The 26,284-nt window shown below is 64.1% G+C and carries 26 protein-coding genes; 14 read left to right on the top strand and 12 right to left on the bottom strand.

The window, feature by feature from the left end:
- Positions 1-18 precede the first annotated feature (18 nt).
- Complete coding sequence (locus tag AC0L2C_RS20710) at positions 19-1,239, bottom strand: helix-turn-helix domain-containing protein (RefSeq protein WP_287232370.1); 1,221 nt, start codon at positions 1,237-1,239, stop codon at positions 19-21.
- A 102-nt stretch (positions 1,240-1,341) separates the two neighbouring features.
- Here AC0L2C_RS20710 and AC0L2C_RS20705 point away from each other — a divergent pair, with 102 nt between their 5' ends.
- On the top strand, positions 1,342-1,638 hold the full coding sequence (locus tag AC0L2C_RS20705; protein WP_473524289.1) for a hypothetical protein: 297 nt from the start codon (positions 1,342-1,344) through the stop codon (positions 1,636-1,638).
- 28 nt (positions 1,639-1,666) lie between these two features.
- Here the strand turns inward: AC0L2C_RS20705 and AC0L2C_RS20700 are convergent, their stop codons facing one another.
- The 5 genes from AC0L2C_RS20700 to ehuB are packed head-to-tail and all read right to left on the bottom strand — an operon-like array spanning position 1,667 to position 5,480.
- Positions 1,667-2,398, bottom strand: coding sequence for a GntR family transcriptional regulator (locus AC0L2C_RS20700; protein WP_287258641.1), 732 nt, complete (start codon positions 2,396-2,398; stop codon positions 1,667-1,669).
- The gene (ehuA, locus tag AC0L2C_RS20695; RefSeq protein ID WP_128167545.1) at positions 2,395-3,174 is read right to left on the bottom strand and encodes an ectoine/hydroxyectoine ABC transporter ATP-binding protein EhuA; all 780 of its coding nucleotides are present in this window, start codon (positions 3,172-3,174) and stop codon (positions 2,395-2,397) included. Before ehuA ends, AC0L2C_RS20700 begins: the two co-directional genes overlap by 4 nt.
- Positions 3,171-3,830: an ectoine/hydroxyectoine ABC transporter permease subunit EhuD gene (gene ehuD / locus AC0L2C_RS20690; protein ID WP_023800464.1), complete on the bottom strand. Its 660-nt coding sequence runs from the start codon at positions 3,828-3,830 to the stop codon at positions 3,171-3,173. Before ehuD ends, ehuA begins: the two co-directional genes overlap by 4 nt.
- Positions 3,827-4,555, bottom strand: a complete 729-nt coding sequence (gene ehuC, locus AC0L2C_RS20685) for an ectoine/hydroxyectoine ABC transporter permease subunit EhuC (RefSeq protein WP_128167546.1) — start codon at positions 4,553-4,555, stop codon at positions 3,827-3,829. The genes ehuD and ehuC overlap by 4 nt, the downstream gene beginning before the upstream one ends.
- Positions 4,556-4,610: 55 nt before the next feature.
- Positions 4,611-5,480 carry an ectoine/hydroxyectoine ABC transporter substrate-binding protein EhuB gene (gene ehuB, locus AC0L2C_RS20680; protein ID WP_023800462.1) on the bottom strand — a complete coding sequence of 290 codons (870 nt, stop codon included), beginning with the start codon at positions 5,478-5,480 and terminating at the stop codon, positions 4,611-4,613.
- Positions 5,481-5,696: 216 nt separating this feature from the next.
- Here ehuB and AC0L2C_RS20675 point away from each other — a divergent pair, with 216 nt between their 5' ends.
- The 6 genes from AC0L2C_RS20675 (at position 5,697) to AC0L2C_RS20650 (ending at position 13,187) form a co-directional block, all read left to right on the top strand.
- Positions 5,697-6,887, top strand: coding sequence for a M24 family metallopeptidase (locus AC0L2C_RS20675; RefSeq protein ID WP_473524288.1), 1,191 nt, complete (start codon positions 5,697-5,699; stop codon positions 6,885-6,887).
- Positions 6,888-6,963: 76 nt separating this feature from the next.
- A complete protein-coding gene (locus AC0L2C_RS20670) occupies positions 6,964-8,112 on the top strand; it encodes a M24 family metallopeptidase (protein WP_473524287.1) in 1,149 nt (382 codons plus the stop codon).
- Between the two features lie 10 nt (positions 8,113-8,122).
- Entirely contained in the window at positions 8,123-9,379 is a 1,257-nt protein-coding gene (locus tag AC0L2C_RS20665) for a sarcosine oxidase subunit beta family protein (protein ID WP_473524286.1), read from the top strand.
- 13 nt (positions 9,380-9,392) lie between these two features.
- Positions 9,393-9,689, top strand: a complete 297-nt coding sequence (locus AC0L2C_RS20660) for a sarcosine oxidase subunit delta (protein WP_473524285.1) — start codon at positions 9,393-9,395, stop codon at positions 9,687-9,689.
- The gene (locus AC0L2C_RS20655; RefSeq protein WP_473524284.1) at positions 9,686-12,640 is read left to right on the top strand and encodes a sarcosine oxidase subunit alpha family protein; all 2,955 of its coding nucleotides are present in this window, start codon (positions 9,686-9,688) and stop codon (positions 12,638-12,640) included. Before AC0L2C_RS20660 ends, AC0L2C_RS20655 begins: the two co-directional genes overlap by 4 nt.
- Complete coding sequence (locus AC0L2C_RS20650; RefSeq protein WP_473524283.1) at positions 12,633-13,187, top strand: sarcosine oxidase subunit gamma; 555 nt, start codon at positions 12,633-12,635, stop codon at positions 13,185-13,187. Before AC0L2C_RS20655 ends, AC0L2C_RS20650 begins: the two co-directional genes overlap by 8 nt.
- On the opposite strand, the gene AC0L2C_RS20645 is transcribed toward AC0L2C_RS20650, so the two are convergent.
- Together AC0L2C_RS20645 and AC0L2C_RS20640 are read right to left on the bottom strand one after the other, a co-directional pair.
- Positions 13,153-14,184, bottom strand: coding sequence for a phosphotransferase family protein (locus tag AC0L2C_RS20645; protein ID WP_473524282.1), 1,032 nt, complete (start codon positions 14,182-14,184; stop codon positions 13,153-13,155). The genes AC0L2C_RS20650 and AC0L2C_RS20645 overlap by 35 nt on opposite strands.
- A 31-nt stretch (positions 14,185-14,215) precedes the next feature.
- A complete protein-coding gene (locus AC0L2C_RS20640) occupies positions 14,216-15,427 on the bottom strand; it encodes an acyl-CoA dehydrogenase family protein (protein ID WP_287245514.1) in 1,212 nt (403 codons plus the stop codon).
- Between AC0L2C_RS20640 and AC0L2C_RS20635 the strand changes: the two genes are divergently transcribed.
- On the top strand, positions 15,426-15,623 hold the full coding sequence (locus AC0L2C_RS20635; protein ID WP_419696070.1) for a hypothetical protein: 198 nt from the start codon (positions 15,426-15,428) through the stop codon (positions 15,621-15,623). The two genes, AC0L2C_RS20640 and AC0L2C_RS20635, sit on opposite strands and share 2 nt — an antisense overlap.
- Positions 15,624-15,692: 69 nt before the next feature.
- Here the strand turns inward: AC0L2C_RS20635 and kce are convergent, their stop codons facing one another.
- The 4 genes from kce to AC0L2C_RS20615 form a co-directional block, all read right to left on the bottom strand.
- Positions 15,693-16,655: a 3,5-dioxohexanoate:acetyl-CoA acetone transferase gene (gene kce / locus AC0L2C_RS20630; protein WP_473524281.1), complete on the bottom strand. Its 963-nt coding sequence runs from the start codon at positions 16,653-16,655 to the stop codon at positions 15,693-15,695.
- A complete protein-coding gene (locus tag AC0L2C_RS20625) occupies positions 16,652-17,599 on the bottom strand; it encodes a 3-hydroxyacyl-CoA dehydrogenase (protein ID WP_473524280.1) in 948 nt (315 codons plus the stop codon). Before AC0L2C_RS20625 ends, kce begins: the two co-directional genes overlap by 4 nt.
- A gap of 11 nt (positions 17,600-17,610) precedes the next feature.
- Complete coding sequence (locus AC0L2C_RS20620) at positions 17,611-18,417, bottom strand: SDR family oxidoreductase (protein WP_473524279.1); 807 nt, start codon at positions 18,415-18,417, stop codon at positions 17,611-17,613.
- 149 nt (positions 18,418-18,566) lie between these two features.
- Complete coding sequence (locus AC0L2C_RS20615) at positions 18,567-19,238, bottom strand: GntR family transcriptional regulator (RefSeq protein ID WP_091597522.1); 672 nt, start codon at positions 19,236-19,238, stop codon at positions 18,567-18,569.
- Positions 19,239-19,384: 146 nt separating this feature from the next.
- Between AC0L2C_RS20615 and AC0L2C_RS20610 the strand changes: the two genes are divergently transcribed.
- From AC0L2C_RS20610 to AC0L2C_RS20585, 6 genes are all read left to right on the top strand, one after another.
- Positions 19,385-19,972, top strand: a complete 588-nt coding sequence (locus tag AC0L2C_RS20610; RefSeq protein WP_023800447.1) for an amino acid synthesis family protein — start codon at positions 19,385-19,387, stop codon at positions 19,970-19,972.
- Positions 19,965-21,773, top strand: coding sequence for an alpha/beta fold hydrolase (locus AC0L2C_RS20605; protein WP_473524278.1), 1,809 nt, complete (start codon positions 19,965-19,967; stop codon positions 21,771-21,773). The genes AC0L2C_RS20610 and AC0L2C_RS20605 overlap by 8 nt, the downstream gene beginning before the upstream one ends.
- Positions 21,770-22,822, top strand: a complete 1,053-nt coding sequence (locus tag AC0L2C_RS20600) for an LLM class flavin-dependent oxidoreductase (protein WP_473524277.1) — start codon at positions 21,770-21,772, stop codon at positions 22,820-22,822. Before AC0L2C_RS20605 ends, AC0L2C_RS20600 begins: the two co-directional genes overlap by 4 nt.
- Positions 22,819-24,294, top strand: a complete 1,476-nt coding sequence (locus tag AC0L2C_RS20595; RefSeq protein ID WP_473524276.1) for an aldehyde dehydrogenase — start codon at positions 22,819-22,821, stop codon at positions 24,292-24,294. Before AC0L2C_RS20600 ends, AC0L2C_RS20595 begins: the two co-directional genes overlap by 4 nt.
- Positions 24,295-24,349: 55 nt before the next feature.
- Entirely contained in the window at positions 24,350-25,354 is a 1,005-nt protein-coding gene (locus tag AC0L2C_RS20590; protein WP_128245435.1) for an ABC transporter substrate-binding protein, read from the top strand.
- 69 nt (positions 25,355-25,423) lie between these two features.
- Positions 25,424-26,284 carry an ABC transporter permease gene (locus AC0L2C_RS20585; protein WP_473524275.1) on the top strand — a complete coding sequence of 287 codons (861 nt, stop codon included), beginning with the start codon at positions 25,424-25,426 and terminating at the stop codon, positions 26,282-26,284.

The raw sequence follows: 26,284 nt of genomic DNA, 5'->3' as shown, positions 1-26,284 counted from the left end.
GTTGACTTGTCCACGACACTAGTAACCCGACAGTGAGCCGGGGAGTAACAAGATTGTCGGGAATCCCGGCACCGGCGGGGTCATCCAGCGGCGCGCTCGCCCGCGGCCGAACGACTGCACCTTGCCTGCTGCCGCAAGCTGCTCGAGCGAGCGCTGCACGGTGCGCGAGCTGGCTCCGAGCGCAATTGCGAGCGCCGAGCTCGACCACGACTCGCCGTCGGCGAGGAAGGCGAGCACCGCTGCATGCGGCTCGTCGGCGGGCGGCGCCAGCACCACGACATCGCGTGGGCGGCGCGGCTTAAGCGCAAAGCCTCGCTTGGTCGCGCTCACATCCGCCAGTGACCGCAACTCCACCCGAAGCCGACCGACTTCGACCCGCAACCGGGCGCGATGCGATTCATCGGCGTGCTTGCCGCCGAAGGCGCGTGCGACGAGCGTGCTCCGCGGCACGTCTGCGGGCCAGGCTTCGCCCAGCGTGCGCGCAAGCGCGAACAGGACCGGGCGCGTCGCGAGCGAGACGATCATGCCGGCGTCCCGCATGACATTGCGGCAGGCGTCGACGACGAGCGCCCCCGACGCCAGCAGCGCTTCGACCTCCTCGAGCAGGAGCGGGCGCTCCACACCGCGCGCGATCAGCCGCGCCGCGGGCGTGTTCATCACCAGGGATGCGCCTTCAACCTCGGCCGTCAGCGCTGGAATGTCCGCCTGGCCCGCCGCGTGCGCGGCCCGCCCGAGCGCAGCGCGCGCCGCCTTGGTGCGGAGGCGGCGTATCGCGATCCCCGCAATCACCAGCTCGTGGGCGGCCCTCGACGCGGGTGGGAGCGTTGTCGGGTCGAAGCCAGCCAGCCTGCCCTCCGCCTCATCGAGGCGTCCGATCAGGAGCAGGCGCCGCGCTTCGAGATTGCGCGCATGCGCGGCATTGACGTGGTCGCCGTGTTTTTCAAGCGTCGACCGCGCGGCGTCGAGTGCCTTCGCCGGCCAGCCGAGGTCGCGCGAGACGAGCGCGATCTCGGCTTCGGCGACGACGCACCTCGCGCGTGCCACCGCCTCTCTCGGACCGAAGGCGCGCGCAGCACTTTTGAGAAGAGCCTTTGCTCGGACGAGATCGCCGAGCTGCGCCATCGCGATGCCGCGCAGCGCAAGCGCAGGCGCATCCTCACGCAGGGCGACCCGCTTCAAAGCGCCAAGAGGATCACCCGTCGCAAGGGCGCGCGCCGCAGCGGTGATCAGCGAGTCCATCGGAATCCCGTCACACTTGTCACTCTCACCTTTCGATGTCCGGTCCTAATCTATCTCAGCACCAACAACCAGCGCGCCGTGTCGAAAAGGGATGACGTCTCGATGACACTCCACCCCGACCAGAAGATGCCGCCCGAAGGCAGCGGATCTGCCGATTTCCCAAGCGACGAAGTCGCCGCCCGTGGCGCGGCCGACTGGCTATCGCTGGCGGCCGCGCCCACCTTCGCAATCATGGCGCTGCTGACGGCCGTTACCGGTGATGCCGACATGATCTGCGCTGCGCAAGATGCGTGGCCGCTGAACGAAATGGCAATGATGTACCTGCTGATGAGCGCCTTCCATTTTGCGCCCTGGCTGAAGCTGGTCGCCGGCCGACGAAGCGGTGCCCACCGGTCGTGACCCGGGCGTGCGCCAGGTCAAACGTGAATTACAGAGTTCCACCCGACATGCTGGCCTCGCCTGCATGACGCATCATGCGGCGAAAACTCATCGAGATATGGGCTCGCCTGATGTGCCCGATCGACTCCCAGTCGCCGATCTCGGCGGCGGCAAGCACCTCTTCCATTTCGCGGCGGAACGCAGTGAACTCCTCGACCAGGCCCAACTGCGGCATCATCTTCAGGACGACGCGCGCGACCTGAAAATACAGGCGCTCGCTGATCTCGCGCAGCGGCTGGTTGCCGGTCATCGCGGTGAGCTCGTAGAAAAAATCCATGTTGAGGCGCAGGAAAGCGCGCTGGTCGGGATTGAGCACATCGGAATCGCAGCGCGCGATGAGTGCCCTTATCCGGTCGAGGTCGTCCGCCGTGCGCGGGATCGGCGAAAGCTTGCCGACGAGGAGCGCCAGCTCCAGGCGCAAGTGATAGACCTGCTGCAATTCCTCGATGTCGACGTCGGTGACGATCGTGCCGACGCCATGGACGGATTGAACCAGACCCTCGGATTCGAGGCGCGCCAGGACACGGCGAACCGGCGTGCGGCTGATCTGGAATTCCTGGGCAAGCTCTTCCTCGGAGAGATGGCTGCCGGGCGCATAGTCGAGCAGGCAGATGCGGTCGCGCAATATCCGGTAGATACGCTCGAACCGCTCCCGCGCCGAGAGCGGGCGCGGCGGCGCGGCGGTCGCGGCCAGGGGCGCGGCATCCGTCTCAAGCGTCATCCAGCCTCCAGGACAGCGTGCAGGAACTGCCGCGTCCGCTCGTTCTTGGGGGCGCCGAACAACTCGTTTGGCGGCCCCTGCTCGCAGATCTTGCCGGCATGGAAAAAGCAGACGCGATCGGAGAATTCCTTGGCAAATCCCATCTGGTGGGTGACCATCAGCATGGTGAGGTCATGTTCCCTGCCGAGTTTTCGGATGACTTCAAGCACCTCGCCGACGAGTTCGGGGTCGAGTGCCGAGGTCACCTCGTCGAACAGCATGATCTTGGGCCGCATGGCGCAAGCGCGGGCGATGGCGACACGCTGCTGCTGGCCGCCGGAAAGCTGCGAGGGATAGTGGTCCTTCTTCTCCGACAGGCCGACCATGTCGAGCAGCTCGGCCGCACGCGCCTCGGCATCGGCCCGCTTCATGCCGAGCACGGTTATCGGCGCCTCGATGCAGTTCTGCATCGCCGTCATGTGCGGGAACAGGTTGAACGACTGGAACACCATGCCGATCTTGGCGCGGATCTTGCGGATGTGCGCGAGATCGGCGGGAACAAGCTTGCCGTTCCTCTTCATGTGGGTGAGCGGCTCGCCTTCGACCCAGATGACGCCGTCATTGATCGTCTCCAGCGTCATCAGCATGCGCAGCACCGTGGTCTTGCCGGAGCCGGACGGCCCGATGATAGAAACCTTCTCGCCGCGTGCTATGTCCAGATTGAGCCCGTCGAGAACGGTCAGCGCGCCGTAGCGTTTCGAAACATTGTCGAAGCGGACCATCGGTTGTTCCGTCATCGCATGGTCCTCCGGTTGAGCAAGCCTTCGAGGGAGCGAATGAGCGCGGCAGAAACCAGGCTCATGGCAAGGAAGAACAGGCCGACCAGCGTCATCGGCTCAGTGTAGCGGAAGGTTTCGGAGCCGATGATCTTGGCGGTCTGCATCAGCTCCAGCACGGCGATTGCGGAAAGCAATGGCGTCTCCTTGAACAAGGCAACCAGATAGTTGCCGAGCGCCGGAACGATCGGCGGAATCGCCTGCGGAATGATGATGTCGCGGAACGTCGTCCAGGCTGACAGATTGAGGGCGACCGAGGCTTCCCACTGGCCGCGATGGATGTTGTCGAAACCGGCGCGATAGACCTCGGAACAATAGGCAGCGTAGTGGATACCGATGGCAAGCACCCCGGCGGTGAAGGCGTCGAGCACGACACCGAATTTCGGAAAGACGAAATAGAGAAAGAATATCTGGATCAGCAACGGGGTCGACCGGATCAGTTCGACCAGCACCGAAATCGTCCAGCCGGTCCACGGCACGGCGATGCGGACCACCGCCAGCACCAGGCCAAGCGAGGCGGCAAGCGCAAACCCGATCAGCGTCGCCTCGATGGAAACGATGGCAGCGCTGGCGAGCACTGGCAGGATTTCAAAAGCAAATGCCCAGTCCCAGATCATGCTGCCTTCCCCCGCGCCAATCCGAGCGAAGCCCGCCTTTCGAGAAGCCGCATGCCGATGGTCACGACCAGCGACATTGCCAGGTACATCAGCAGGACGAGGGTGAAGATCGGAATGGTCTTGAACGTGTTCTGGTTCATTTGCTGCGCCTTGAAGGCGAGGTCCGAGAGCGTGATCAGCGAGACCAGCGCTGTCGATTTCAAAAGCTCGATGAACAGATTGCCCCAAGGCGGGATCATGGCGACGAAAGCCTGCGGCAGGATGATCCGGCGCAGCATCTGGGGGCGGCTCATGTTCAATGCGGTAGACGCCTCCCACTGTCCGCGGGCGACGGACTGGATCGCGCCGCGCACGACTTCCGATCCGTAAGCACCAACGTTCAGGCCGAGCGCCAGGACAGCAACCAGAAATGCGTTGAGCGTGACACCGAATTGCGGCAGCACGAAAAACAGCCAAAACAATTGCACCAGCGCCGAGGTGCCGCGGAAGATCTCGACATAGACCGTGGCCAGCCATTTGAGCGGCGCCGGGCCATACATCCTTGCCAGCGCCGCCAGCACGCCCATGACGATTGCCAGCAGGCTGCCGAGGACAGCGATCTCGATCGTCAGGACCGCGCCTTGCAGCAGCCCCGGCATAAACACTTTGTAAGATTCCTGCGTTGCCAAGGCACCGATCACGACAAGCGCGACGACCAGCATGGCAACGAGCGTACGGATTCCCATGCGGATTCCCCCAGGAAAAAGGGGCAGCGCTTTCGCGCCGCCAGCAGTTGGGAACCTATTTGCCCGCGCAAAGCTCCGCGGTGGTCTTGTTGGGCAGGTAGTCCTTGCCGAAGCCGAGCGGCTCGACCAGCGCGATGTGCTCCGGCGAACCGAGGAACGTCTTCAGCTCGGCGTTGAACGCCTCCTGCAGGTCGGTATCTTCCTTGCGGAAGCCGAAGCCGCCATGGCCTTTCACCGACTTGCCGGCAACCTCGCCGAACGGCTTGGTCGATTCGACGCCGTCGGCCTTCTTGGCCATGTCGGCGATCGAAAGAGCGGTTAGCGCGGCAGCGTCGGCACGGCCCGACTGGACGGCGGCGACCAGACTGGACTGGTCGGGCAAGGCAACGATCTGCCCGGCGGCGACACCAGCGTCCTTGGCATAGCCGCCCTCGACGGCGCCGGCCATCACGGCGAGCTTGAGATCCGGGTTTTCCTTGATGCTGGAAAAGTCCTTCACGCCCTTCGGATTGCCTTTTGCCACCAGCATGGCCTGACCGATGCCGTAGGACGGCTCGGAGAAATTGATCTCGGCGCAGCGCTTCGGATTGATGAACATGCCGGCGGCGATGATATCGAAGCGGCCGGCCTTGAGACCTGGGATAAGCGAGCCGAACTCGGTCAGCACGCCGTCAACCTGCGCGATACCCATCTTGGCGAGTACCGCCTTGGCAACTTCCGGCGCTTCGCCGGTCAGCTTGCCGTCAGGCGTGGCGTAACCGAACGGCGCCTCGTTGGCAAAGCCGACGCGGATATAGCCGTCCTTCTTGGCCTGTTCGAGGGTGGTTTCCGCATAAGCGGGCAGCGCCGTGAATGATGTCGCGGCAAGCGCGAGGCAGGCGGCGGCTTTCACGACCATCCGGCGCGATATCGATGATTTGAACATGCTTTTCTCCCATTGAACAACTGACTGATATTCCCGGGCGCGGCCTTCTTCGAGGTCGACACCTGCCTGTCAAGACGTATACAACTGCCCTAGACATTGTGCAAGCTAAGATATAAAAACTACAGAAATCTGGTAATAATTCGTAATCAGACCACACATTATTGCCAGTTGTGCACAATCTAAGAAAAAACCAGCGTACTGGCAGGCGGGATTTCGGTGGCGAGCGCGAGCGGTTTCGGGACTTTAACGCAAGCGGAGTGTGCGCAGCGCCTGGCCGGCGTGAAGTCACGCATGGAGAAGGCCGGCTTCGACCTCATCATCTGTCAGGACCCAGCTAATATGTGCTGGCTGACCGGCTATGACGGATGGTCGTTCTATGTTCCGCAATGCGTGCTCGTCCATCTCAGGGAAGACCGGCCGATCTGGTTCGGCAGGGCGCAGGACGCCAGGAGCGCACGCCTGACCACCGGCCTGCCGGAGAAGAACATCGTGCCGTTCTCGGAACGGCTGGTGCAGCAGCCCGTCGAACACCCCTATGACGAACTCGCCCAGCTGATCCGGTCGCGTGGCTGGGGAAACGCCCGCATCGGCGTCGAGATGGACGCGCATTATTACACCGCGCGCTGCCATGCCCATCTCGTCAGCGGGCTGCCTGACGCGCACTTCGCCAACAACCACGATCTCGTCAACTGGGCGCGGCTGATCAAATCCGAAGCCGAGCTGGTGCTGATCCGCGAGGCCGGTGCGATCTGCACACACGCCATGAAACGCGCCATAGAAAAAATGCGGCCCGGCGTGCCGCAGAACCATGTCATTGCGGAAATCTATCACGCACAGATCACGGGCGTGCCCGGAGCGGGCGGCGACTATGCCGCGATCTGTCCGCTGATGCCCGTCGGCGAGGGCACCAGCACGCCGCATCTGACCTGGTCCGACGCGCCGCTGCCGGACAGCGGCCTCGCCATTCTGGAGATCGCCGGGGTGCGGCGGCGCTATCATGCGGCGCTGACGCGGACCGTGCATTTCGGCAAGCCGCCGCAAGTCCTCGTCGACATGGCCAAGGCGATCGTCGAGGGCGTCGACGCCGGCCTTGAGATGGCCCGCCCCGGCTACACCGCCGAAGAGGTGGAAGCCGCCTGGCAGGCAGTGTTGAGGAAGAACGGGCTGAAGAAGGAGAGCCGCGTCGGCTATCCGGTCGGGCTCGCCTACCCGCCCGATTGGGGCGAACGCACCGCAAGTCTTCGTCCCGGCGACACCACCAAGATGCAGTCCGGTATGTGCTTCCATTTCATGGCCGGCGTTTGGCTCGACGATTTCGGCATCGCCATCTCGGAATCCTTCGTCGTCACGGATCGCGGCGGCGAACGCCTCTGCGACGTGGCGCGCGAACTCATCGTCATCGACTGAGCATGGGGACTGGAAGCCGGTCACTGACGAAAGATCATGCCGGCAACGAAACCGGTAACCAGCACGAGGACGCCTGATGGACCGTAATCCGTTTTCCGAAGCCGAAATCGCCGGCCGCCTTGTCAGGGTCCGCACGGCGCTGGCCGAGCGCGAGCTCGACGCGACGGTCTTTGCTTCGCCGGAGAACGTCTTCTACCTCACCGGGCTCGATCACTGGGGATATTTTGCCCCTCACCTGCTGATCGTCCCGCTCGAAGGGAAACCTGTCCTGGTCACCCGCTCGATGGAAAGGGTGACGATCGAGAAACAGGTGACGGCAGCGGAATTCCGCGGCCATTCCGACAGCGAAACGGCGGCCGACCTTGCCGCGCGGGTGCTTGCCGAGCTCAGCCTGTCCGGCAAGCGGATCGGCCTCGAATACTGGACGGCTGGCCTCAGCCATGGGCTTGCCGTCGCACTCCAGACGCAGGCCGATGCCAGATGGAGCGATGTTTCCGGGCTGGTCGACAGGATGCGGCGAGTGAAGAGCGCCGAGGAACAGGCACTGATGCGTCAGGCGGCACAAGTGACCGACGCCGCCGCCGGCGCCGCGATCGCCGCGATCTCGGACGGTGTCTCCGAACAGGAGGTCGCAGCCCAGTGCGTTGCGGCGATGATCCGCGCCGGCGGTCATGCTCCGGGCTTCGGCCCGTTCATCCGCCCGGCCGCGCGCCTGGGCGAAGAGCATACGACCTGGGGCGACGGGATCTACCGCAAGGGCGAGCCGGTCTTCATCGAACTGTCCGGCTGCATCTCGCGTTATCACGCGCCGCTCGGCCGGCTCGTTCGCATCGGCCATATCAGCGACGAAGACGCCGCGATGGCGGAGGTGACCGCCAGGGCGTTCGATGCCGTCGTCGAGGCACTCAAGCCCGGCGCAAGGGCGCGCGACGTCTACGCCGCCTGGCAGACCGTCGCCGACGAGGCCGGTCTTTCCTATTATCGCCGCCATCACTGCGGCTATATGGTCGGCGCCGGACAGCCGCCATCATGGACCGGCGGCAATTCGGTGACCGGCTTGAGGCACGATTCCGATCTCGAAATCGAGACCGGGATGAGCTTCCACATCCTGTCGTGGCTGATGGGCACCGGTCGCGGCAATGACTTCGTCTCCAACACCGTACTTCTGACCGATGCGGGCGCCGAAGTGCTTACCCGCACGCCGGCCGGCCCGATCGTTCGCTAGGCCCGCAGGAATGGTGCGCTACTCGGCATTTTCGATTTTCCGCAACGCGCTGTCTGGCCAGAAGAACTGGCAGCGCGCCTGGCGGGCAGCGGAGCCAAAACCGTCCTACGACGTGATCGTCATCGGCGGCGGTGGACACGGCCTCGCTACCGCCTTCTACCTCGCCGAGAACCACGGCATCCGCAACGTCGCGGTGCTCGAAAAGGGCTATGTCGGCGGCGGCAATATCGGCCGCAACACCACCGTCATCCGCTCCAACTACCTGCTCGACGGCAACACCCAGTTCTACGAATTCTCGATGAAACTCTGGGAGAACATGTCGCGGGCGCTGAATTTCAACGTCATGTTCTCGCAGCGCGGCCAGTTCGTCACCGTGCATTCCGCCGACCAGCTCGACGGCTTCAGCCACCGCGCCAACATCATGCGGCTGAACGGCATCGATGCCGATATCCTCAACCGCGACGCGGTGCGCCGTCTCGTGCCCTATCTCGATTTTTCCGACACCGCCCGCTTCCCGATCCATGGCGCCATCTTCCAGGGCCGGGCGGGCACGGCGCGCCACGATGCGGTCGCCTGGGGCTATGCGCGCGCCGCCGACGGCCATGGCGTCGACATTATCCAGAACTGCGAGGTGACAGGCTTCCTCCGCGACGGCGACAGGATCGTCGGCGTCGAAACGACGAAAGGCCGGATCGGCGCCGGCAAGGTCGGCCTCGCTGTTGCCGGTCATACATCCGTGCTCGGCGCCAAGGCCGGCCTGGAACTGCCGATCGAAAGCCACGTCCTGCAGGCCTTTGTCACCGAACCGCTGAAGCCGTTGGTGGACCATGTTGTCGCCTATGGCGCCGATCATTTCTACGTCAGCCAGTCGGACAAGGGCGGGCTGGTCTTCGGCGGCAATCTCGACGGCTACAATTCCTACGCCCAGCGCGGCAATCTGGGCGTCGTGCGCGAAGTGGCGGAGGCGGCGATCGCTCTGATGCCGTGCATTTCGCGCATCCGACTGCTGCGCCATTGGGGCGGCGTCATGGACATGACGCCCGATGCCAGCCCGATCATCTGCCCGACACCGATCGAAGGCCTCTATCTCAACGGCGGCTGGTGCTATGGCGGCTTCAAGGCGACGCCGGCTTCCGGCTGGTGCTTCGCCCACACGATCGCCACCGGCAAGCCGCATCCGTTGATCGCAGCCTATGGGCTCGATCGTTTCCGCACCGGCTACACGCTCGACGAGGCCGGCGCCGGCCCCTCAGCCTGGCTGCAATAGGAGGCGCAAGACAATGCTGCGCATCGAATGCCCCTGCTGCGGTCCGCGCGACCATGACGAGTTCCGCTACAGCGGCGACGCTTCCGTCACGCGTCCGGCGCACGACGATCCCGATCCCGAGGCCTGGTACCGTTACGTCTATGTCAGGAAAAATCCGGCGGGCCTGCACCGCGAGTTCTGGCAGCACGTGACCGGCTGCCGCCAATGGCTGGTGGTCGAACGCGACACGCGCAACCACGCCATTGCATCGGTCGAGCTGGCCAGGAAATTGTCGGCCAGGAAATCACCCGCCAGGAAATCGCCGGCATGAGTTCGAACCACAAGCGGTTGTCGATGGGTGGCCGTATCGACCGCGAGCAGCCGGTCGAGTTTACCTTCGACGGCCGCGAACTGGCTGGATATCGCGGCGACACGCTTGCCTCCGCGCTGCTCGCCAACGGCGTCACCCTGGTCGGGCGCAGCTTCAAATATCATCGTCCGCGCGGCATTTTTTCCGCCGGACCCGAGGAACCGAACGCGCTGGTCACGCTCGCAACCGCAGGCAGGCGCCAGCCGAACCTGCCGGCAACGACGCTGGAACTCGGAGACGGCCTAATCGCTGAAAGCCAGAACCGCTGGCCGTCGCTTGCCTTTGATGTGCAAAGCACCAACGGCCTGCTGGCGCCGTTCCTTTCGGCCGGCTTCTACTACAAGACCTTCATGGGCCCGACGCGCCGCGCCTGGATGTTCTACGAGCACTTCATCCGCAAGAGGGCCGGGCTCGGCAGAGCCGGCACCGACTCCGACCCCGACCGCTACGACATCAGGCATGCCTTTGCCGATGTCGCAATCATCGGCGGCGGCCCAGCGGGATTGTCGGCGGCGCGTGCTGCCGCAGCGGCCGGCGCGCAGGTGGCGCTGATCGAGCAGGATTTCCTGCTCGGCGGCCAGCTTCTGGCGGAAGCTTCCGACAGCGCTGCGGCCGCATGGCTGAGACAGGCCGAGGCCAAACTGGACGGCTTCAAAACCGTCGCCCTGATGAAGCGGACGACCGTCTTCGGCATCTATGACGGCAATGTCATCGGACTGGTCGGGCAACGCGACCCAGCCAGTCCGCGGCCGGCCGGCGAAGTGCTGCAGACATTGACCATGCTTCGCGCCCGCTCGATCGTTTTCGCCACCGGCGCCATCGAGCGACCAATGGTATTCTCGAACAACGACCGACCCGGCGTGATGCTTGCGTCGGCCGCCCGGACCTACCTCAACCGTTTCGCCGTCCTGCCCGGCAAGAAAATAGTCGTCGCCACCAGCAATGACGGCGCCTGGCGCACCGCCTTCGACTATGCCGCAGGCGGCGCAGAGGTGACGGTTGCCGATCTGCGTGCAGCGCCGTCCACGGCGCTTGCCGCAGAAGCAAAACGGCTCGGCGTAGCGGTGCGAGCCGCAACGCGCATCGTCGACGTGCGCGGCGGCCATGCCGTCAGGCGTGCAACGCTGAGCGGAGCGGACGGCCAGTCCGAGGCCGCATGCGACCTGGTCTGCGTGTCCGGCGGCTGGTCGCCAACCGTGCATCTCACCTCGCACCTGGGCGTCAAACCTGGATATCGCGACGACATTGGCGGCTTCGTGCCGGCCGCGTTTCCGGCGGACCGGTTCGGCGCCGGCTCGATGATGGGAATTTTTTCGACCGCCGATGTCATCGAGAACGGTCATCGCGCCGGCACCGCGGCAGCATCGTTCTGCGGCAAGTCGGCGCCGGTGCCCGCTCCGTCGAAACTCGATCTCAGCGAGACCGCCACGGCCTCGTTTCGCGAAATCCCTTCTCTCGGCCGTGGAAAGGCCTTCGTCGATTTCCAGATGGACGTGACGACCGGGGATATCGAACTCGCCCATCGCGAGGGCTATCAATCGGTCGAGCACCTGAAGCGCTACACCACGCTTGGCATGGGCACCGACCAGGGCAAGACCAGCAATTTTGCGGCGCTTGCCGCGATGGCGGCGCTGCGCAACGCAACCATCCCCGAGACCGGCGCCACGACCTTTCGACCGCCCTATACGCCGGTTGCCATCGGTGCGCTTGCCGGACGCGCCATCGGCCATCATTTCAAGCCGATCCGCCGCACGCCGATGCACGACTGGCATATGGCGAACGGCGCCGAGATGCTGGAGGTCGGGCTCTGGATGCGGCCCTATTTCTACAGGCAATCCGGGCGCGACGTGAACGAAGCCTATGTCGCCGAAATGCGGAGTGTGCGCCAGGCCGCTGGCCTGATGGACATCTCCACTCTCGGCAAGATCGACGTCCAGGGCCCGGATGCCGCGATTTTCCTCGATCGCATCTACGCCAACGGCTTTGCCAAACTGCCGGTTGGCCGTGCGCGCTACGGCGTCATGCTGCGCGACGACGGCATCGTCTTCGACGACGGCACCACGACGCGGCTGGCCGAGAACCGGTTCTTCATGACCACCTCGACCGCCAAGGCCGCCGACGTGCTGTCGCGTCTTGAATTCCTGCTCGATACGGCCTGGCCGGATTTGCGCGTCGCCGTGACCTCGGTGAGCGATGAATGGGCGGCGATGTCGGTTGCCGGACCGAAAAGCCGCGCAATTCTGAGTGCCGCGTTTCCCGCTCTCGACGTTTCCGATGCAGCGCTTGCCCATATGGGATTGCTCGAAAGCGAATGGCAGGGTCGTGCGCTCCGCATCCTGCGCCTCAGTTATTCCGGCGAGCGCGCCTACGAAATCTATGTCGGCGCAACTGCCGGTGAACAGCTTTGGAGCCGCCTGCTCGAAGCAGGCAGGCCGCTCGACCTGAAACCTTACGGCGTCGAGGCGCTCGGCGCGCTGCGCGTCGAAAAGGGCCATGTCGCCGGACCTGAAATCGATGGGCGCACGACGCTCGACGATCTTGGCCTCGGCCGCATGGCGGGCAAGCGTACCGGCTTCGTCGGCGACGTGCTGCGACGGCGCCCCGCCTTCCAGTCGCCCGACCGCCAACGCCTGGTCGGACTGGAATGCATCGAGGAGGGAAAACGCCTTCGCGGTGGCGCCATCCTGTTTCTGCCGGGCGAGAAACCTTATGGCCACGGGCGCGGGCGCGTCACCTCCGTCACCTTCAGCCCCGAACGCGGCCACTATGTCGGGCTGGCCCTGCTTGCCGGCGATGTCGCCAGCGAAGGAAGCGAGGTCGTGGCAGTCTATCCGATGAAAGCCGAAACGGTCCGTGCCCGCATCGTCTCGCCGGTATTCCTCGATCCGCAGGGGGAGCGACTGCATGGCTAGCCCGGATTTCAGCCTGTCCGTGGTCGATTGCCCACTCATCCAGATCGAGGGCTGGGACGGCACGCTGGCGCAATTCGAATCGAACCTTTCGGCATCACTCGGCACGAAACTTCCCGCCTCGGTCGGAGAGACGGTCCGTCACAAAGGTTTTCTCGTCATCCGCGTCGCGCCTCGCCGCTTGTGGCTGGCTCTCGACGACGGCGCGCAAGCATCTTCGCTTGCAGTCGACCCGGATCTCGGCTGTTCGGTTTCTCTCGGCGAGGGTCGCGTGCGTTTCAGAATGACCGGGGCGGACATCGCAGGAGTGCTCTCCAGATGCATCGCGGTCGACTGGTGCGCGCCGGCGGCCGCCCCGGGCCGCGCCGTGCTGACATCCTTGCACCATGTGCCCGTGCTGTTCCTGCGCACCGGCGATACCGCGTGCGAACTCATCGTGCCGCGAAGTTTTTCGCAAAGCCTCTCAGACTGGATTGCTGACGCCGCGGGGAAAGGGCCAGGCGCGAATGCTCCCGTCAGGAGCCGCTCCACGGTCTTGTCCCTTGGATGATCTCTTGAGCACGTGCGGCAAAGCGACCGGCGAGCGGCGACTTGCTGGCAGCATCGGCCGACGCCGCGCTGCCTGCCCGCGCCCGGTCGGCGATGCCGACGAAGATCACCGCGAAACGGAACAGCGAAAAAACCAGGTGGAACCGTTGCAGGGGCGCAGTGGGCACGGCATGGGCGAAATAATGGTCGAGGAATTCGCGCTGGCTGGGGATGCCGAGGGCGGCATGATCGAGGCCGAGGATGCCGCCATATTCGTCTGGCGTCGAATGCCAGGTCATCGAGCAAAAGCCGACATCGGCGAGCGGATGGCCGATCGTCGACAGCTCCCAATCGAGAATGCCGATCACCTCCGGCCTGCCGGGATGGAACAGCAGATTTCCGAGGCGGAAGTCGCCATGGGCGATCGACACGCGTCCATCATCAGCGGGCATATGCTGCGGCAACCAGTCGGCGACGGCTTCGAGTGCCGGAATTCTGTCACTCGGCGATTCCCTGAGCTGCCGGGTCCAGCGGCCAATCTGGCGCTCGAAATAGTCGCCGGGCCGGCCGTAATCGCCGAGACCGACCTCGTCGGGACGGACAGCATGCAGTTTGGCCATCGCTTCGGCCATGCCGAAATAGATGGCGCATCGCTCCGCGGGGACGAGGCCAGGCAGCGAACAGTCGTGAAAGACACGACCATCCAGCCGCTCCATCAGGTAGAAGGGCGTACCGAGCGGCTCGACACCGTCGTGAAAGAGCACCGGCCCTGGCACCGGAACGTTGGTCGGTGCGAGTGCTTCAAGCACGCGGAATTCTCGATCGATGGCATGCGCCCCACGCAGGATCGGCCCGGCCGGCTTCTTGCGCAGCACCATGCGATGCGCACCATAGTCGACGAAATAGGTCGGGTTGGACTGCCCGCCGCCGATCCGCCCGAGCGCCATTGCGGCATCGCCGAAGCGGTTCGCGAGAAAGCCCTTCAATGCCGCAGGATCGAAATCAGCATTCAACGGCATCTTCTCCTCCTGAGATGCCGCCCCGCGTCCGCTATGCCTCGCCTTCGACGGTCCAGCGCCAGAAGCCCTTCTCCTCCTCGTTGAGGAAACGGTTCAGCACCATCTTGTGGACCTCATCGGCGCCATCGACCAACCGCGCCTGGCGCGCATAGCGGTAGATCCATTCGAGCACCGTGTCCTTCGAATAGCCTCGCGCGCCATTGATCTGGATCGCCACATCGGCCGCGTCATGCAGCACATTGGCGACCTGGACCTTGGCCATCGATACTTCTTTGCGGGCAAAGCCGCCGCGGTCCAGCTCCCACGCAGCCTTCATCACCAGGATGCGGCCGATCTCGATGCGCATGGCGAGGTCGCCGAGCTTCAGCTGGACGCTTTCGCGGTCGGCGAGGCGCTGGCCGAAACCATAGCGCTCGGCAGCGTAGGCGCGCGCGATCTCGACGCAACGCTTGGACAATCCAAGCCAGCGCATGCAGTGGGTAAGCCGCGCCGGGCCGAGCCGCACCTGCGTCACCTTCATGCCCCTGCCCTCGCCAACCAACATGTCTTCGACAGGGATTTCGAGCCCATCGAATTCGAGCTCGCAATGCCCGCCATGCTCCTCCGGGCCCATGATCTCTATGCGGCGCATGATGCGCCAGCCCGGCTGGTCCTTGTGGAACATCAGAGCCGACAGACCATGGCGCGGATCGTCCGAGGTTCGCGCGATCAGAATGAAATGGCTGGCCTCCTCGGCGCCGGTGATGAACCATTTGCGGCCGGTCACCACGTATTTGTCGCCGCGCCGTTCAGCACGCGTCATGATCATCGAAGGGTCCGAGCCGCCGCCGGGGTGCGGTTCGGTCATGGCAAAGGCCGAGCGCACCTTGCCCTCGACAATCGGCTTTAGCCATTTTTCCTGCTGCGCCGGCGTGCCGAGCGCCTCGAGCACCATCATGTTGCCATCATCGGGCGCTGCCGAATTGAACACCACGGGTCCGAAGATCGACCGGTTCATCTCCTCGTAGCAGACCGCCATGTCGATCTTGCCGAGACCGGCGCCGCCGGATGCGGGCTTGAGCTGCAGGCACCACAGGCCCGCCATCCGCGCCTTGGCGCGAAGCGTCTCCAGCAGCGGCAAGGCGATATTTCCATGTGCGTCATAGGACGTCTTGTCGGCCTCGAGCGGCAGGATGTCACGCTCGACGAAGTCGGCAATGCGGACGCGGTAATCTTCGGTGCGGGCTGGAATGTCGAAGTTCATGGACAAACTTTCAGCGAAGCGAGGTGGCCGCCATCGTCTAGAAATCGAGCGAGCGCTCGTTTTCTTTATTCGCCTCTATCCCCTTTTGCAGCCGCCGTCATCCGGCGAAGCGTGGTTCCGCAACGCCCTTGATGCCAAGGCCGGTTATTGCGAACAGGCTGCCGCGCAGGACGCCATCGCCGGGGAGGCGCGGTAACGACCACCACGACTCCGATCTTCATGCCGTCCTCCTCTGTTGGCACCGTGCGGCGATAGGCGAGCCGCCTCAGAACGCGACCTTGTCGCCGCCCTTCAGTGACAGGATCTCGCGCGCCTCGTCGGGCGTCGCCACCTCCATGCCAAGCCCCTCGATGATCTTGCGGGCAAGCACCACCTGCTCGGCGTTCGATTTGGCAAGCTTGCCCTTGCCGGCCCACAGACTGTCTTCGAGCCCGACGCGGATGTTGCCGCCAAGCGCTGCCGATTGGGCCGCGATCCGCAATTGGCTGGCGCCGGCACCAAGCACCGACCAGCGGAACTGGTCGCCGAACAGCCGGTCGGCGGTGCGCTTCATATGGGCGACGTCTTCGGGGTGCGTGCCTATGCCGCCAAGCAGACCGAACACCGACTGCACGAAGAACGGCGGCTTGACCAGCCCGCGATCGGCGAAGTGCGAGAGATTGTAGAGATGGGCAATGTCGTAGCACTCGAACTCGAAGCGCGTGCCGTTGTCGTAGCAGGTCGCAAGAATGTATTCGATGTCTTTGAACGAGTTGCGGAAGACAAGGTCGCGCGTCGCTTCCAGATGCGGCTTTTCCCAGTCGAACTTGAAAGTGTCGTATTTGTCGACGAGGTGATAGAGCCCGAAATTGATCGAGCCCATGTTGAGCGAGGCGACCTCAGGCTTGAACTCGGCGGCGGGGCGCACGCGTTCTTCGACCTTCATGTAGGGACTGCCGCCAGTGGTGATGTTGATGGCGGCATTGGTGGCCTGCTTGATGCGCGGCAGAAAGCGGGCGAACGCCGCCGGCGTCTGGTCAGGCTTGCCGGTCTCGGGGTCGCGGGCATGCAGGTGCAGGATCGCCGCACCTGCCTCCGCTGCCGCGATCGCCTCGGCGGCGATCTGGTCCGGCGTGATCGGCAGATAGGGCGACATGGTCGGTGTGTGGATCGCCCCGGTCACCGCACAGGTGATGATAACTTTGCCCCTGGTCTGCGTAGCACCGGGCTTGCGGCTTGTTTCCGTCATCTTCCAAACTCCTGATCCGATTTTTTCTTGTGCGCGGCCAGCGCCATCAGCCGGCGGTCGCGCCAAACCTGCCGTTCGCCGAGTTCTTCCCGCGGCAGCCGCTTGCGGCGGTCGGCCTCCACCGTCTCGATGACTTCGCCGGCCCAGTCGACGCGGCGCAGCATCTGCGGAAAAATGTTGGCATAGATCGATTGATAGCGCTCGATATAGTCGCGTACACCGCCCGGCGCATTAAGGTCGATCGTTTCGAACGGACCCATGAACGACCAGCGCAGCGCCAGCCCGTCGCGAATGCCGATATCGACATCCTCGACGCTGGCATAGCCGTCGGCGACAAGTCGAAAAGCCTCCTCCAGCAGCGCGCCCTGCAGGCGGTTCATGATGAAGCCGTCGAGCTCGTGCTTCATCACCAGCGGCGCGTGGCCCGCATCGACGAGGAAGGCGCGGGTCCTTTCGATTGTTTCGGAAGACGTCCATGGCGCCGGCACGACTTCCGCGGCCGGGATGAGGTAGGGCGGATTGATCGGATGCACGACCAGGCAGCGGTGCCGCCCTTGCAGATGGTCGGTGAATTTCGACGGCAGCAACGCTGAGGTGGAACTGGCGATCACCGCTTGCGGACCGGCCATTGCATCGATCTGCGAGAACACCTCGCGCTTCACGTCGAGGTTTTCCGGCGTGTTCTCCTGGATATGGACCGCATCGGCCAGCGCTTCTTCGAGCTCCGCAACGACGGCAATGCGACCAAGCACGACGTCGATTGCCTGCCCCCGCAGCAGATCATTCGCAGCGAGGTCGCCGAGCACGCCGGCGATGTAATCGTGCGCATCTTCGGTCGCGGCCGGCGACTGGTCCCACATCCGCACATCGTGGCCGGCGCGGGCAAAACTGATCGCCCAGGCCCGCCCGATGAACCCGCTGCCGACAATCGCTACTTTCATCATGGTCGGGCTCCTCAAAGGGTTTCGACATTACCGTCGACGCCGAGCGACTGGCCGGAGATGTTGATCGCCGCATCGGACAACAGGAAAGCGACCATCGCGGCGACGTCATAGGGGCTGGTCATGCGGCGCAGCGAGATGTTGTGGAGATAGCGCTCCGTCATCTCCTCGTTCGACACACCGAGCTGTCTGGCCCGGTCGGCGATAACCTTGTCGATGCGTGGTCCCTCGATGATGCCGGGCAGGATGGCGTTGACCCTTACGCCGTGCGGCCCGAGTTCCTTGGCAAGGCTTTGCGTGAAACCGATGACGCCGAACTTGGCCGCCGAATAGGGGGTGCGGAAAGCGTAGCCATGGCGGCCGGCGGCGGACGACATCGAGACGATCGAGCCGCCGCCCGCCGCCTTGATCAGCGGCACGGCACGCCTGGCGCAGAGGAACTGGCCGGTCAGGCAGATGTCGATGCAGCGCCGCCACTCCGCCGGATCGATTTCGTCGACGCCGCCGGTCGGCCCGGCGATGCCGGCATTGTTGATCAGCGCGTCGAGGCCGCCGAGCTTTTCCTTCACCGTCTCGAACAGCCGGTCGACGTCGTCGTCGCGCGAGACATCGGCCTTGACCGCGGCGACCAGGGCGATCCTGTCCGGAGCGGCGGCCAGCGCCTCGTCGGAGACGTCGCAAACGACGATGCGCGCGCCGAGCCGCGACAGCGTTTCTGCAATGGCCAGGCCGATGCCGCCGGCGCCTGCCGTCACCAGCACGCGCTGCCCCTTCAGCCCGGTCAGAAAATCATCCGCCGATGTCGGCGCCCCTTTGCTCATCGTGTATCCCTTCTCATTGCAGCCGCCGTTCGCGCAGCGCCATGACAGCGCCCAGAACGACCAAGCCGTACAATATTGCCCCTGAAATTGTGACGAAAGCACTGCCCTCTGCGAGGCGACGGGCGATACCGTAATGTGAAATTTCTGCTTCAGCTGTTGCGAAGGGTCTGTTGCGCAATTCGCCAGGCCTGCTCCACATGCCGCCGGGCCGCGGCTTCGGCGGCATCGCCGTTGCGCGACTTGATCGCGTTCATAATGTCGGTCATTTCGGCAATTGCGGCATCGCGGCGATTCTCCGAAGCGATGGTCATGGAACGCAGCTGGTTGATGCGGACGTTCAGACCCTGGACGATCTCCCAGGCGATGCGCTTGTCGGCGGCATCGAAAAGCACCTCGTAGAATTTTGTGGTCGCCCGCATCACCTCGATCGGATTGGCTGATGCCCACGCCTTGAGCAGCACATCGAACGCGCGCTCAAGCGCGGCGATCTGGCCCTCAGTCGCCGTCAGCGCGCAGGCGCGCGCCGCGATGCCCTCCATCAGAGCGCGCAGTTCGTAAATCTCGTCGGTGCGGCTGAGATCCGGCCTGGCCACCGCGGGTCCATGGCCAGGTATCATCTGGACGAGGCCCTCGGTCTCCAACTGCCGCAGGACCTCGCGCACCACCGAGCGACTGACGCCGAGCTGGTCGCAAAGCGGCCGCTCGACCAACCGTTCGCCAGGCTGGAAGTGAAACCCCATGATCGCGTCGCGCATGCGCTCCAGCGCCAGCGTTCTCAGCGTCTTGGCGGATCGTTCGATCCTCAGTGTGTCGTCGGCCAATTCATATACTCCCAGCATCCGCAAGAAACAGATTCGACGATCCGTTGACAAGGGATTTGGTCTTCAATAGTATGGTATACCATAAGACAGCCAGGCAAAAGCGGAACTTTTCCGGATGCCTCAGCCGACCCGACACCGAGGATTCGATGAAGCCGGCCATTCGAAAGATCGTCACCCATGTCGAGAACACGCTAATCGAAGGCGGCAAGGCGGCCCCCCGGCCGCTGCGCCTGATCGGCGTGGCGGCGGTGCTCGACAACCCCTGGGCCGGGCGCGGTTTCACCGAGGACCTTTCGCCCGAGATCCGCGCCTATGCGCCGGTTCTGGGGGAGATGCTGACCCATGAAATCCTCGCAGTTGCCGGATCCGGCGAAGCGATCGAAGGCTACGGCAAGGCCGCAATCTGCGGCACATCAGGCGAGATCGAGCATGCCTCGGCGCTCATCCACACGCTGCATTTCGGCAACCACTATCGGCGTGCCGTCGGCGCCAAGACCTATCTTGCCTTCACCAACCTGCGCGGCGGGCCGAACACGCCGATCATGATCCCGCTCATGGACAAGAACGATGAAGGCCGACGTTCGCACTACCTGACGGTGCACTTCCAGATCGGCGACGCGCCGGCGCCGGACGAGTTGGTGGTGGCGCTTGGCGCCTCGATCGGCGGACGACCGCATCATCGCATCGGCGACCGCTACCAGGATCTCAAGGAGGTCGGCGACCTGCATGGCTGAGCTGACGGACCGTGGCTGGCATCGCGGAACGGCGCCTGACGGCACCGGTTTCATCCGTGCCGGATCCGGCGCGCCGGTCCTTCTCATCCACGGTGTCGGCATGAACGCGGCGATCTGGGCACCCCAGATCGAGCTGATGAAAAACAGATGGGATGTGATCGCCATCGACATCCTGGGACACGGCCGGTCGCCGTTGCCGCCCGAGGACGCCAGCCTTGCCGATTATGCCGGACAGGCAATTAGGCTTCTCGATCACCTTGGCCTGGATGCCGTCTCGATCGTTGGCCATTCAATGGGGGCGCTGGTCGGGCAGGAAATCGCTCTCAATGCACCCGAACGGGTTCGTAGCCTCGTCTCGCTCAATGCGGTTTTTCGCCGCCCGGCGGAGCTTGCGCAGGCAGTGCGCGAGCGCGCCGCCGAACTGAATGGCGCGGAAAACCCGTCGGGGACGGACGCAACGATCGCGCGCTGGTTCGGCAACCCGGTCCCCGACAGCCTGGCCGAGGCGGCAAGGATGACGCGCGTGGCACTGCAAAGCGTCAACTCCGAGGGCTATGCGCGCACCTATCGACTTTTCGCCCATGCCGATGCGGCGCATGGCGATCGTCTTTCCGGTCTCGCAATGCCGGCCCTGTTCATGACCGGCTCGCAGGACAGGAATTCCTCGCCTGCGATGTCGGCGGCGATGGCACGCCTCGCGCCGCGCGGTCGCTGCGTCGTTCTGGAGGGCGAACGACATATGATGGCCGTAGCCTCGCCTGACGTGGTTACACGGCGCATTGTCGATTTTCTCGAGAGCAACGACGGCGCAAGCACATCGGCGCGACCGGCAATGGACACAGCCTTCGACGCGGGCGAATTCAGGCGGGCGCTCGGTTCCTTCCTGACCGGCGTTACAATCGTCACCGCGATCGGGCCGGAAGGAGAGCCTCGAGGCTTCACCGCCAATTCGTTTACATCCGTTTCGCTCGATCCGCCGCTTGTGCTGGTCTGCATCGCCAAGAAAGCGCTGGGTCATCCGGTGTTTTCGACCTCGAAATGCTTTGCCGTCAACGTGCTCTCGGAGGAACAGCGAGCCGCGTCCGGCGTCTTCGCTTCGAAATCGCAGGACAAGTTCTCGGCTGTCGAGTGGCGCTTCGGCCCGACCGGCAGCCCGCTGCTCGCTGGATCGGTGGCGACGTTCGACTGTGACATGGAGCAATTGGTCGACGCCGGCGACCATTCGATCCTCATCGGCCGCGTTCGCGAATTCTCCCACAATTCATCGCAGCCCCTCGGCTATTGCCGTGGCGCCTACGTCTCGCCCGGCCTCAGCCAGGAAGCACTGGCGGCCGCGCCGCCCGACATGGAGGTCGGCGCCATCCTCGAAGATGAAGGCCGCGTGCTGTTCCTCGAAACCGCCGACGGCTTTTTCGAACTGCCGGCGGGCCGAGGGCTCGGGGCACCCGGCGACACGCGAAGCCTTAGGGGACGCCTCGCTGCGAAAGCCATCGAGGCTCATCTCGGATTCCTGTTTGCGGTCTGGGCCGACGCCGCAAGCCCATCGCGAACGCACGTCTACTACCGCGGCACGGTAGCCGCGCCCCACTCCAGCGATCGCCAGGTCCGGCTCGTCGACATCGACAGGATTGCCGGACTGAACATCGCCGACGCTGCCGTGCGCTCGATGCTCGCCCGCTATGTTCGCGAATGTCGGGAGGATGCGTTTGGAGTCTATGTCGGCAACGAGGTCGAAGGTGAAGTCCGTCCGCTCGCCAAGCCGGTAGCAATCAACACTTCCAGTCCGGGTCAACAGATATGAAGTTCTCGCTCTTCGTTCATATGGAACGCTCGGACCCGGCAAAGCCGCATGCCGACCTCATCGATGAGCTTGAGGAACTGGTCGTGATGGCCGAGGCGGCAGGCTTCGAGACGGCCTGGATCGGCGAACACCACGGCATGGAGTTCACCATCTCGCCAAACCCGTTCATCAACATCGCCTATCTCGGCGCCAGGACGAAGCGCATCCGGCTCGGCACAGGAACCGTCATCGCGCCGTTCTGGCATCCGATCAAGCTCGCCGGCGAGGCAGCCATGACCGATGTCGTCACCGGCGGCCGGCTCGACATCGGCATCGCCCGCGGCGCCTACAGCTACGAGTACCAACGCCTGTTCCCTGGGCTCGACGCCTGGGGCGCGGGCCAGCGCATGCGCGAGATCATCCCGGCCATCAAGGGCCTCTGGGAAGGCGATTTCGAGATGTCCGGCGAATTCTGGTCGTTTCCCTCGACCACCTCGTCGCCCAAGCCGGTGCAAAAGCCGCACCCGCCGATCTGGGTGGCGGCGCGCGATCCGAACTCGCACGACTTCGCCGTCTCCAACGGCTGCAACGTCCAGGTGACGCCGCTCGCCTCCGGCGACGACGAAGTAACCAGTCTGATGGAGCGCTTCAACGCGGCGTGCGCGGCGCATCCCGACATGGCCCGCCCCGAGATCATGCTGCTGATGCACACATTCGTTGCCGAAGACGCCGCCGATGCGGAGCAACTGACGAGGGACCTATCGCTGTTCTACTGCCAGTTCGGCGCGTGGTTCCAGAACAAGAAGCCGGTTCGCCAAGGCATATTGGAAGCGCTCTCCGACGACGAGATCGCAGCCATGCCGCAATATGCGCCGGACAAAATCCGACAGAACCTGATCATCGGCGAAGCCGAAGAGGTGATCACCCGGCTTAAGGCGTATGAGGCGCTCGGCTATGACCAGTACTCGATCTGGATCGACAGCGGTCTGCCGCACGAGCGCAAGAAGAAGTCGCTGCAGCTGTTCGTCGACAAGGTGATGCCGGCCTTCGGGCATTGGAGGCCGCAATGACCCTTGTGGCCTTCAGCAACTTCATAGATGGGGCGTTCGATACGCCGACAGCCACCTTCGAAAGCATCGATCCATCAACCGGAGCGCCCTGGGCGACGATGCCCGCCGCAACCGAGGCCGATGTCGACCGCGCCGTCGAGGCGGCGCACCGGACGCTGCACTCGGCCGCGTGGGCCTCGCTGACGGCGACGGCGCGCGGCAAGCTGCTGGTGCGCCTCGGCGACCTGGTCGTCGCCAATGCCGGCCGCCTGGCCGAACTGGAAACGCGCGACACCGGCAAGATCATCCGCGAGACCCGCGCCCAGATCGCCTATGTCGGCGACTATTATCGCTACTATGGCGGGCTTGCCGACAAGCATGAAGGCTCGCATGTGCCGATCGACAAGGCCGATATGGACGTCACCATCCGACGCGAGCCGATCGGCGTCGTCGCTGCCGTCGTGCCGTGGAATTCGCAGCTCTTCCTTTCGGCCGTCAAGCTCGGCCCGGCGCTGGCCGCCGGCTGCACGGTCGTCCTGAAAGCCTCGGAGGACGGTCCAGCGCCGCTGCTGGCCTTCGCCGAACTCGTTCATGAGGCCGGATTTCCCGCCGGAAGCGTCAACATACTGACCGGGTTCGGACACGATTGCGGCCAGCGCCTGACAAGTCATCCGCTGGTTTCACGCGTCGCCTTCACCGGCGGACCTTCGACCGCTCGCGCTATCGTCCGCAACACGGCGGAAAATCTCGCCTATACGACGCTGGAGCTGGGCGGGAAAAGTCCAGTTGTCGTTTTCGCCGACGCCGACTTGGACAGCGCGGCCAACGCGGTGGTGGCCGGGATTTTCGCAGCGTCTGGACAAAGCTGCGTCGCCGGCTCCCGGCTGCTTGTCGAGCGTTCGATAAAGGCCGAGTTCCTGGACAGGCTGAAGCACAAGGCCGAGGCCATCAAAATTGGTGATCCGCAGGATCCGGCCACAGAAATGGGGCCATTGGCAACGCCACGCCAACGGGAATGGATCGAGACGATCGTTGCCGAAAGCCTTGCCAATGGCGGGACGCTGGTCACCGGCGGAAAAAGGCCCGACAATCATCCGGACGGCTTCTACTACGCACCGACCATCATCGATGCCGAGGATTCAGCGCTGCCCTGCGTGCGCGAGGAATTGTTCGGTCCGGTGCTCAGCGTTCTCACCTTCGACACGGAGGCCGAAGCCCTGGCGCTTGCCAACGACACGCCGTTCGGCCTCGCCTCGGGCGTGTTCACCACCAATCTCGCCAAGGCGCACCGCATGGCGCGCGACATCCATGCCGGCGTCGTCTGGGTCAACACATACCGCGCGGTTTCGCCGCTCGTGCCGTTCGGCGGCTACGGTCAGTCGGGGCTCGGCCGCGAGGGCGGGCTCGACGCCATCCGCGACTACACGCGCCCGAAATCCGTCTGGATACGGATATCCGACGAGCCGATCCCGGACCCGTTCGTCATGCGATGAGGCAATCGCGCAATTCATAAAAACAAGAACCAGACAACCAACAGAGGAGAACGACATGAAACTGATTTTGACCGGCATTTTGGCCGGACTCCTGGCAGCCACCGCCGCACGGGCCGATGAAATGGTGTTCACCAGCTGGGGCGGAACCACCCAGGAGGCGCAGACCAAATCCTGGGCCGCTCCGTTCGAAGCCAGTTCCGGCATCAAGGTCCTGCAGGACGGCCCGACCGACTACGGCAAGCTGAAAGCCATGGTGGAAGGCGGCAGCGTCGCCTGGGATGTCGTCGATGTCGAAATGGATTTCGCCATCAAGGCGGCCAAGGACGGCCTGCTCGAGCCGATCGATTTCAACGTCGTGCCGAAAGCCGATCTCGATCCTCGCTTCACCACCGAGCATGCGGTCGGCAGCTTCTACTACTCCTTCGTTCTTGCCTGGAACAAAGGGGCGGTGTCGGCCGAACCGGCGGGCTGGGCCGACATGTTCGACCTGACGAAATTTCCCGGCAAACGCACTTTCTACAAATGGTCGGCGCCGGGCGTCATCGAGATTGCGCTGTTGGCCGACGGCGTGCCGGCAGACAAGCTCTATCCGCTCGACCTCGACCGGGCGTTCAAGAAACTCGACACGATCAAATCGGAAATCGTCTGGTGGGACAGCGGCGCGCAGTCGCAGCAGCTGATCGCCTCCGGTGAGGCAGCCTTCGGGCAGCTCTGGAACGGACGTGTCTTCGCCCTCGAGCAGGACGGCGCCGATGTCGGCGTATCCTGGAACCAGAACATGACCGCCGCCGACGTGCTCGTCATTCCCAAGGGTTCGAAGAACAAGGCGAGCGCCATGAAATTCCTGGCCGCTGCGACAAGCCCGAAAAGCCAGGCCATGTTTGCTGAAGCAAGCGGCTACGCACCCATCAACACGGCAGCCAAGGCCGAAATGCCGGCCGATGTCGTCAAGTCGCTGCCGGACGCCTATGTCGACGGGCAGATCAACCTCGACATGAACTACTGGGCTGAAAACCGCGATAAGATCGCCGAGCGCTGGTACGCCTGGCAGGCCAAATAGCCGCCGACCTCACCCATGAACCGGCGGGGCGTCGCTAGGCGTCCCGCCTGAGCTGCCGGGATCATCGCCATGTCGGGCAATTTGCTTCATCGACAGCCAATCCTCCGAAGGCCCGACGGTATCGGCGGCGCCTTGCCGGCGCTGACCCTCATCACCCTGTTCTTCGTGGTGCCGGTTGTTGCGCTGCTGTTGCGCAGCTTGACCGAACCCGTGCCGGGCCTGCAGAACTACGCCATCCTGTTTGGCGACGGCACCTATGCGCGGGTCTTCTTCAACACCTTTCTGGTCGCCACCGTCGTCACCGCCGTAACCGTGATCGTGGCGTTTCCAGTCGCCTGGATGCTGGCGATCATGCCGCCTGCCCTCGGCTCGATCGTCTTCGGCATCATCATCCTGTCGATGTGGACCAATCTGCTCACCCGCACCTATGCCTGGATGGTGCTGCTCCAACGCACCGGCGTCATCAATCGGACGCTGATGGATATCGGCCTGATCAGCGAGCCGCTGCCGCTGATCAACAACCTGACCGGCGTCACCATCGGCATGGTCTACATCATGCTGCCCTTCATGATACTGCCACTGGTCGGAACGCTGCGCGCCATCGATCCGATGACGCTGCGCGCCGCCGCTCTGTGCGGTGCGAGCCCCTTCGACGCCTTCCGCCGCATTCTGCTGCCCTTGTCGCTTCCCGGAATCGCTGCAGGCGGCCTGATGGTTTTCGTCATGTCGCTCGGCTATTTCGTGACACCGACGCTGCTCGGCGGCACCTCCAACATGATGCTCGCCGCAATGATTGCCCAGATGATCCAGTCCTTGCTCAACTGGGGGCTCGGAAGCGCGGCGGCTTTCATCCTACTTTTGGTGACCATGGCGCTCTACGCGCTGCAGCTGCGCCTCGTCGGCGCCAAGCGCATGACAGGAGGCATCTGA

It is taken from the genome of Mesorhizobium sp. WSM4845 (assembly GCF_055811455.1).
Note: the sequence above shows the minus strand (reverse complement) of the source record. Positions and strands in the feature narration are given on the sequence as shown.

Coding starts and splice junctions, on each gene's coding strand:
- AC0L2C_RS20710 (WP_287232370.1), bottom strand. CDS start 1,239: ATGGACTCGCTGATCACCGCTGCGGCGCGCGCCCTTGCGACGGGTGAT.
- AC0L2C_RS20705 (WP_473524289.1), top strand. CDS start 1,342: ATGACACTCCACCCCGACCAGAAGATGCCGCCCGAAGGCAGCGGATCT.
- AC0L2C_RS20700 (WP_287258641.1), bottom strand. CDS start 2,398: ATGACGCTTGAGACGGATGCCGCGCCCCTGGCCGCGACCGCCGCGCCG.
- ehuA (WP_128167545.1), bottom strand. CDS start 3,174: ATGACGGAACAACCGATGGTCCGCTTCGACAATGTTTCGAAACGCTAC.
- ehuD (WP_023800464.1), bottom strand. CDS start 3,830: ATGATCTGGGACTGGGCATTTGCTTTTGAAATCCTGCCAGTGCTCGCC.
- ehuC (WP_128167546.1), bottom strand. CDS start 4,555: ATGGGAATCCGTACGCTCGTTGCCATGCTGGTCGTCGCGCTTGTCGTG.
- ehuB (WP_023800462.1), bottom strand. CDS start 5,480: ATGTTCAAATCATCGATATCGCGCCGGATGGTCGTGAAAGCCGCCGCC.
- AC0L2C_RS20670 (WP_473524287.1), top strand. CDS start 6,964: ATGGACCGTAATCCGTTTTCCGAAGCCGAAATCGCCGGCCGCCTTGTC.
- AC0L2C_RS20665 (WP_473524286.1), top strand. CDS start 8,123: ATGGTGCGCTACTCGGCATTTTCGATTTTCCGCAACGCGCTGTCTGGC.
- AC0L2C_RS20660 (WP_473524285.1), top strand. CDS start 9,393: ATGCTGCGCATCGAATGCCCCTGCTGCGGTCCGCGCGACCATGACGAG.
- AC0L2C_RS20655 (WP_473524284.1), top strand. CDS start 9,686: ATGAGTTCGAACCACAAGCGGTTGTCGATGGGTGGCCGTATCGACCGC.
- AC0L2C_RS20650 (WP_473524283.1), top strand. CDS start 12,633: ATGGCTAGCCCGGATTTCAGCCTGTCCGTGGTCGATTGCCCACTCATC.
- AC0L2C_RS20645 (WP_473524282.1), bottom strand. CDS start 14,184: ATGCCGTTGAATGCTGATTTCGATCCTGCGGCATTGAAGGGCTTTCTC.
- AC0L2C_RS20635 (WP_419696070.1), top strand. CDS start 15,426: ATGGACAAACTTTCAGCGAAGCGAGGTGGCCGCCATCGTCTAGAAATC.
- AC0L2C_RS20640 (WP_287245514.1), bottom strand. CDS start 15,427: ATGAACTTCGACATTCCAGCCCGCACCGAAGATTACCGCGTCCGCATT.
- kce (WP_473524281.1), bottom strand. CDS start 16,655: ATGACGGAAACAAGCCGCAAGCCCGGTGCTACGCAGACCAGGGGCAAA.
- AC0L2C_RS20625 (WP_473524280.1), bottom strand. CDS start 17,599: ATGATGAAAGTAGCGATTGTCGGCAGCGGGTTCATCGGGCGGGCCTGG.
- AC0L2C_RS20620 (WP_473524279.1), bottom strand. CDS start 18,417: ATGAGCAAAGGGGCGCCGACATCGGCGGATGATTTTCTGACCGGGCTG.
- AC0L2C_RS20610 (WP_023800447.1), top strand. CDS start 19,385: ATGAAGCCGGCCATTCGAAAGATCGTCACCCATGTCGAGAACACGCTA.
- AC0L2C_RS20605 (WP_473524278.1), top strand. CDS start 19,965: ATGGCTGAGCTGACGGACCGTGGCTGGCATCGCGGAACGGCGCCTGAC.
- AC0L2C_RS20600 (WP_473524277.1), top strand. CDS start 21,770: ATGAAGTTCTCGCTCTTCGTTCATATGGAACGCTCGGACCCGGCAAAG.
- AC0L2C_RS20595 (WP_473524276.1), top strand. CDS start 22,819: ATGACCCTTGTGGCCTTCAGCAACTTCATAGATGGGGCGTTCGATACG.
- AC0L2C_RS20590 (WP_128245435.1), top strand. CDS start 24,350: ATGAAACTGATTTTGACCGGCATTTTGGCCGGACTCCTGGCAGCCACC.
- AC0L2C_RS20585 (WP_473524275.1), top strand. CDS start 25,424: ATGTCGGGCAATTTGCTTCATCGACAGCCAATCCTCCGAAGGCCCGAC.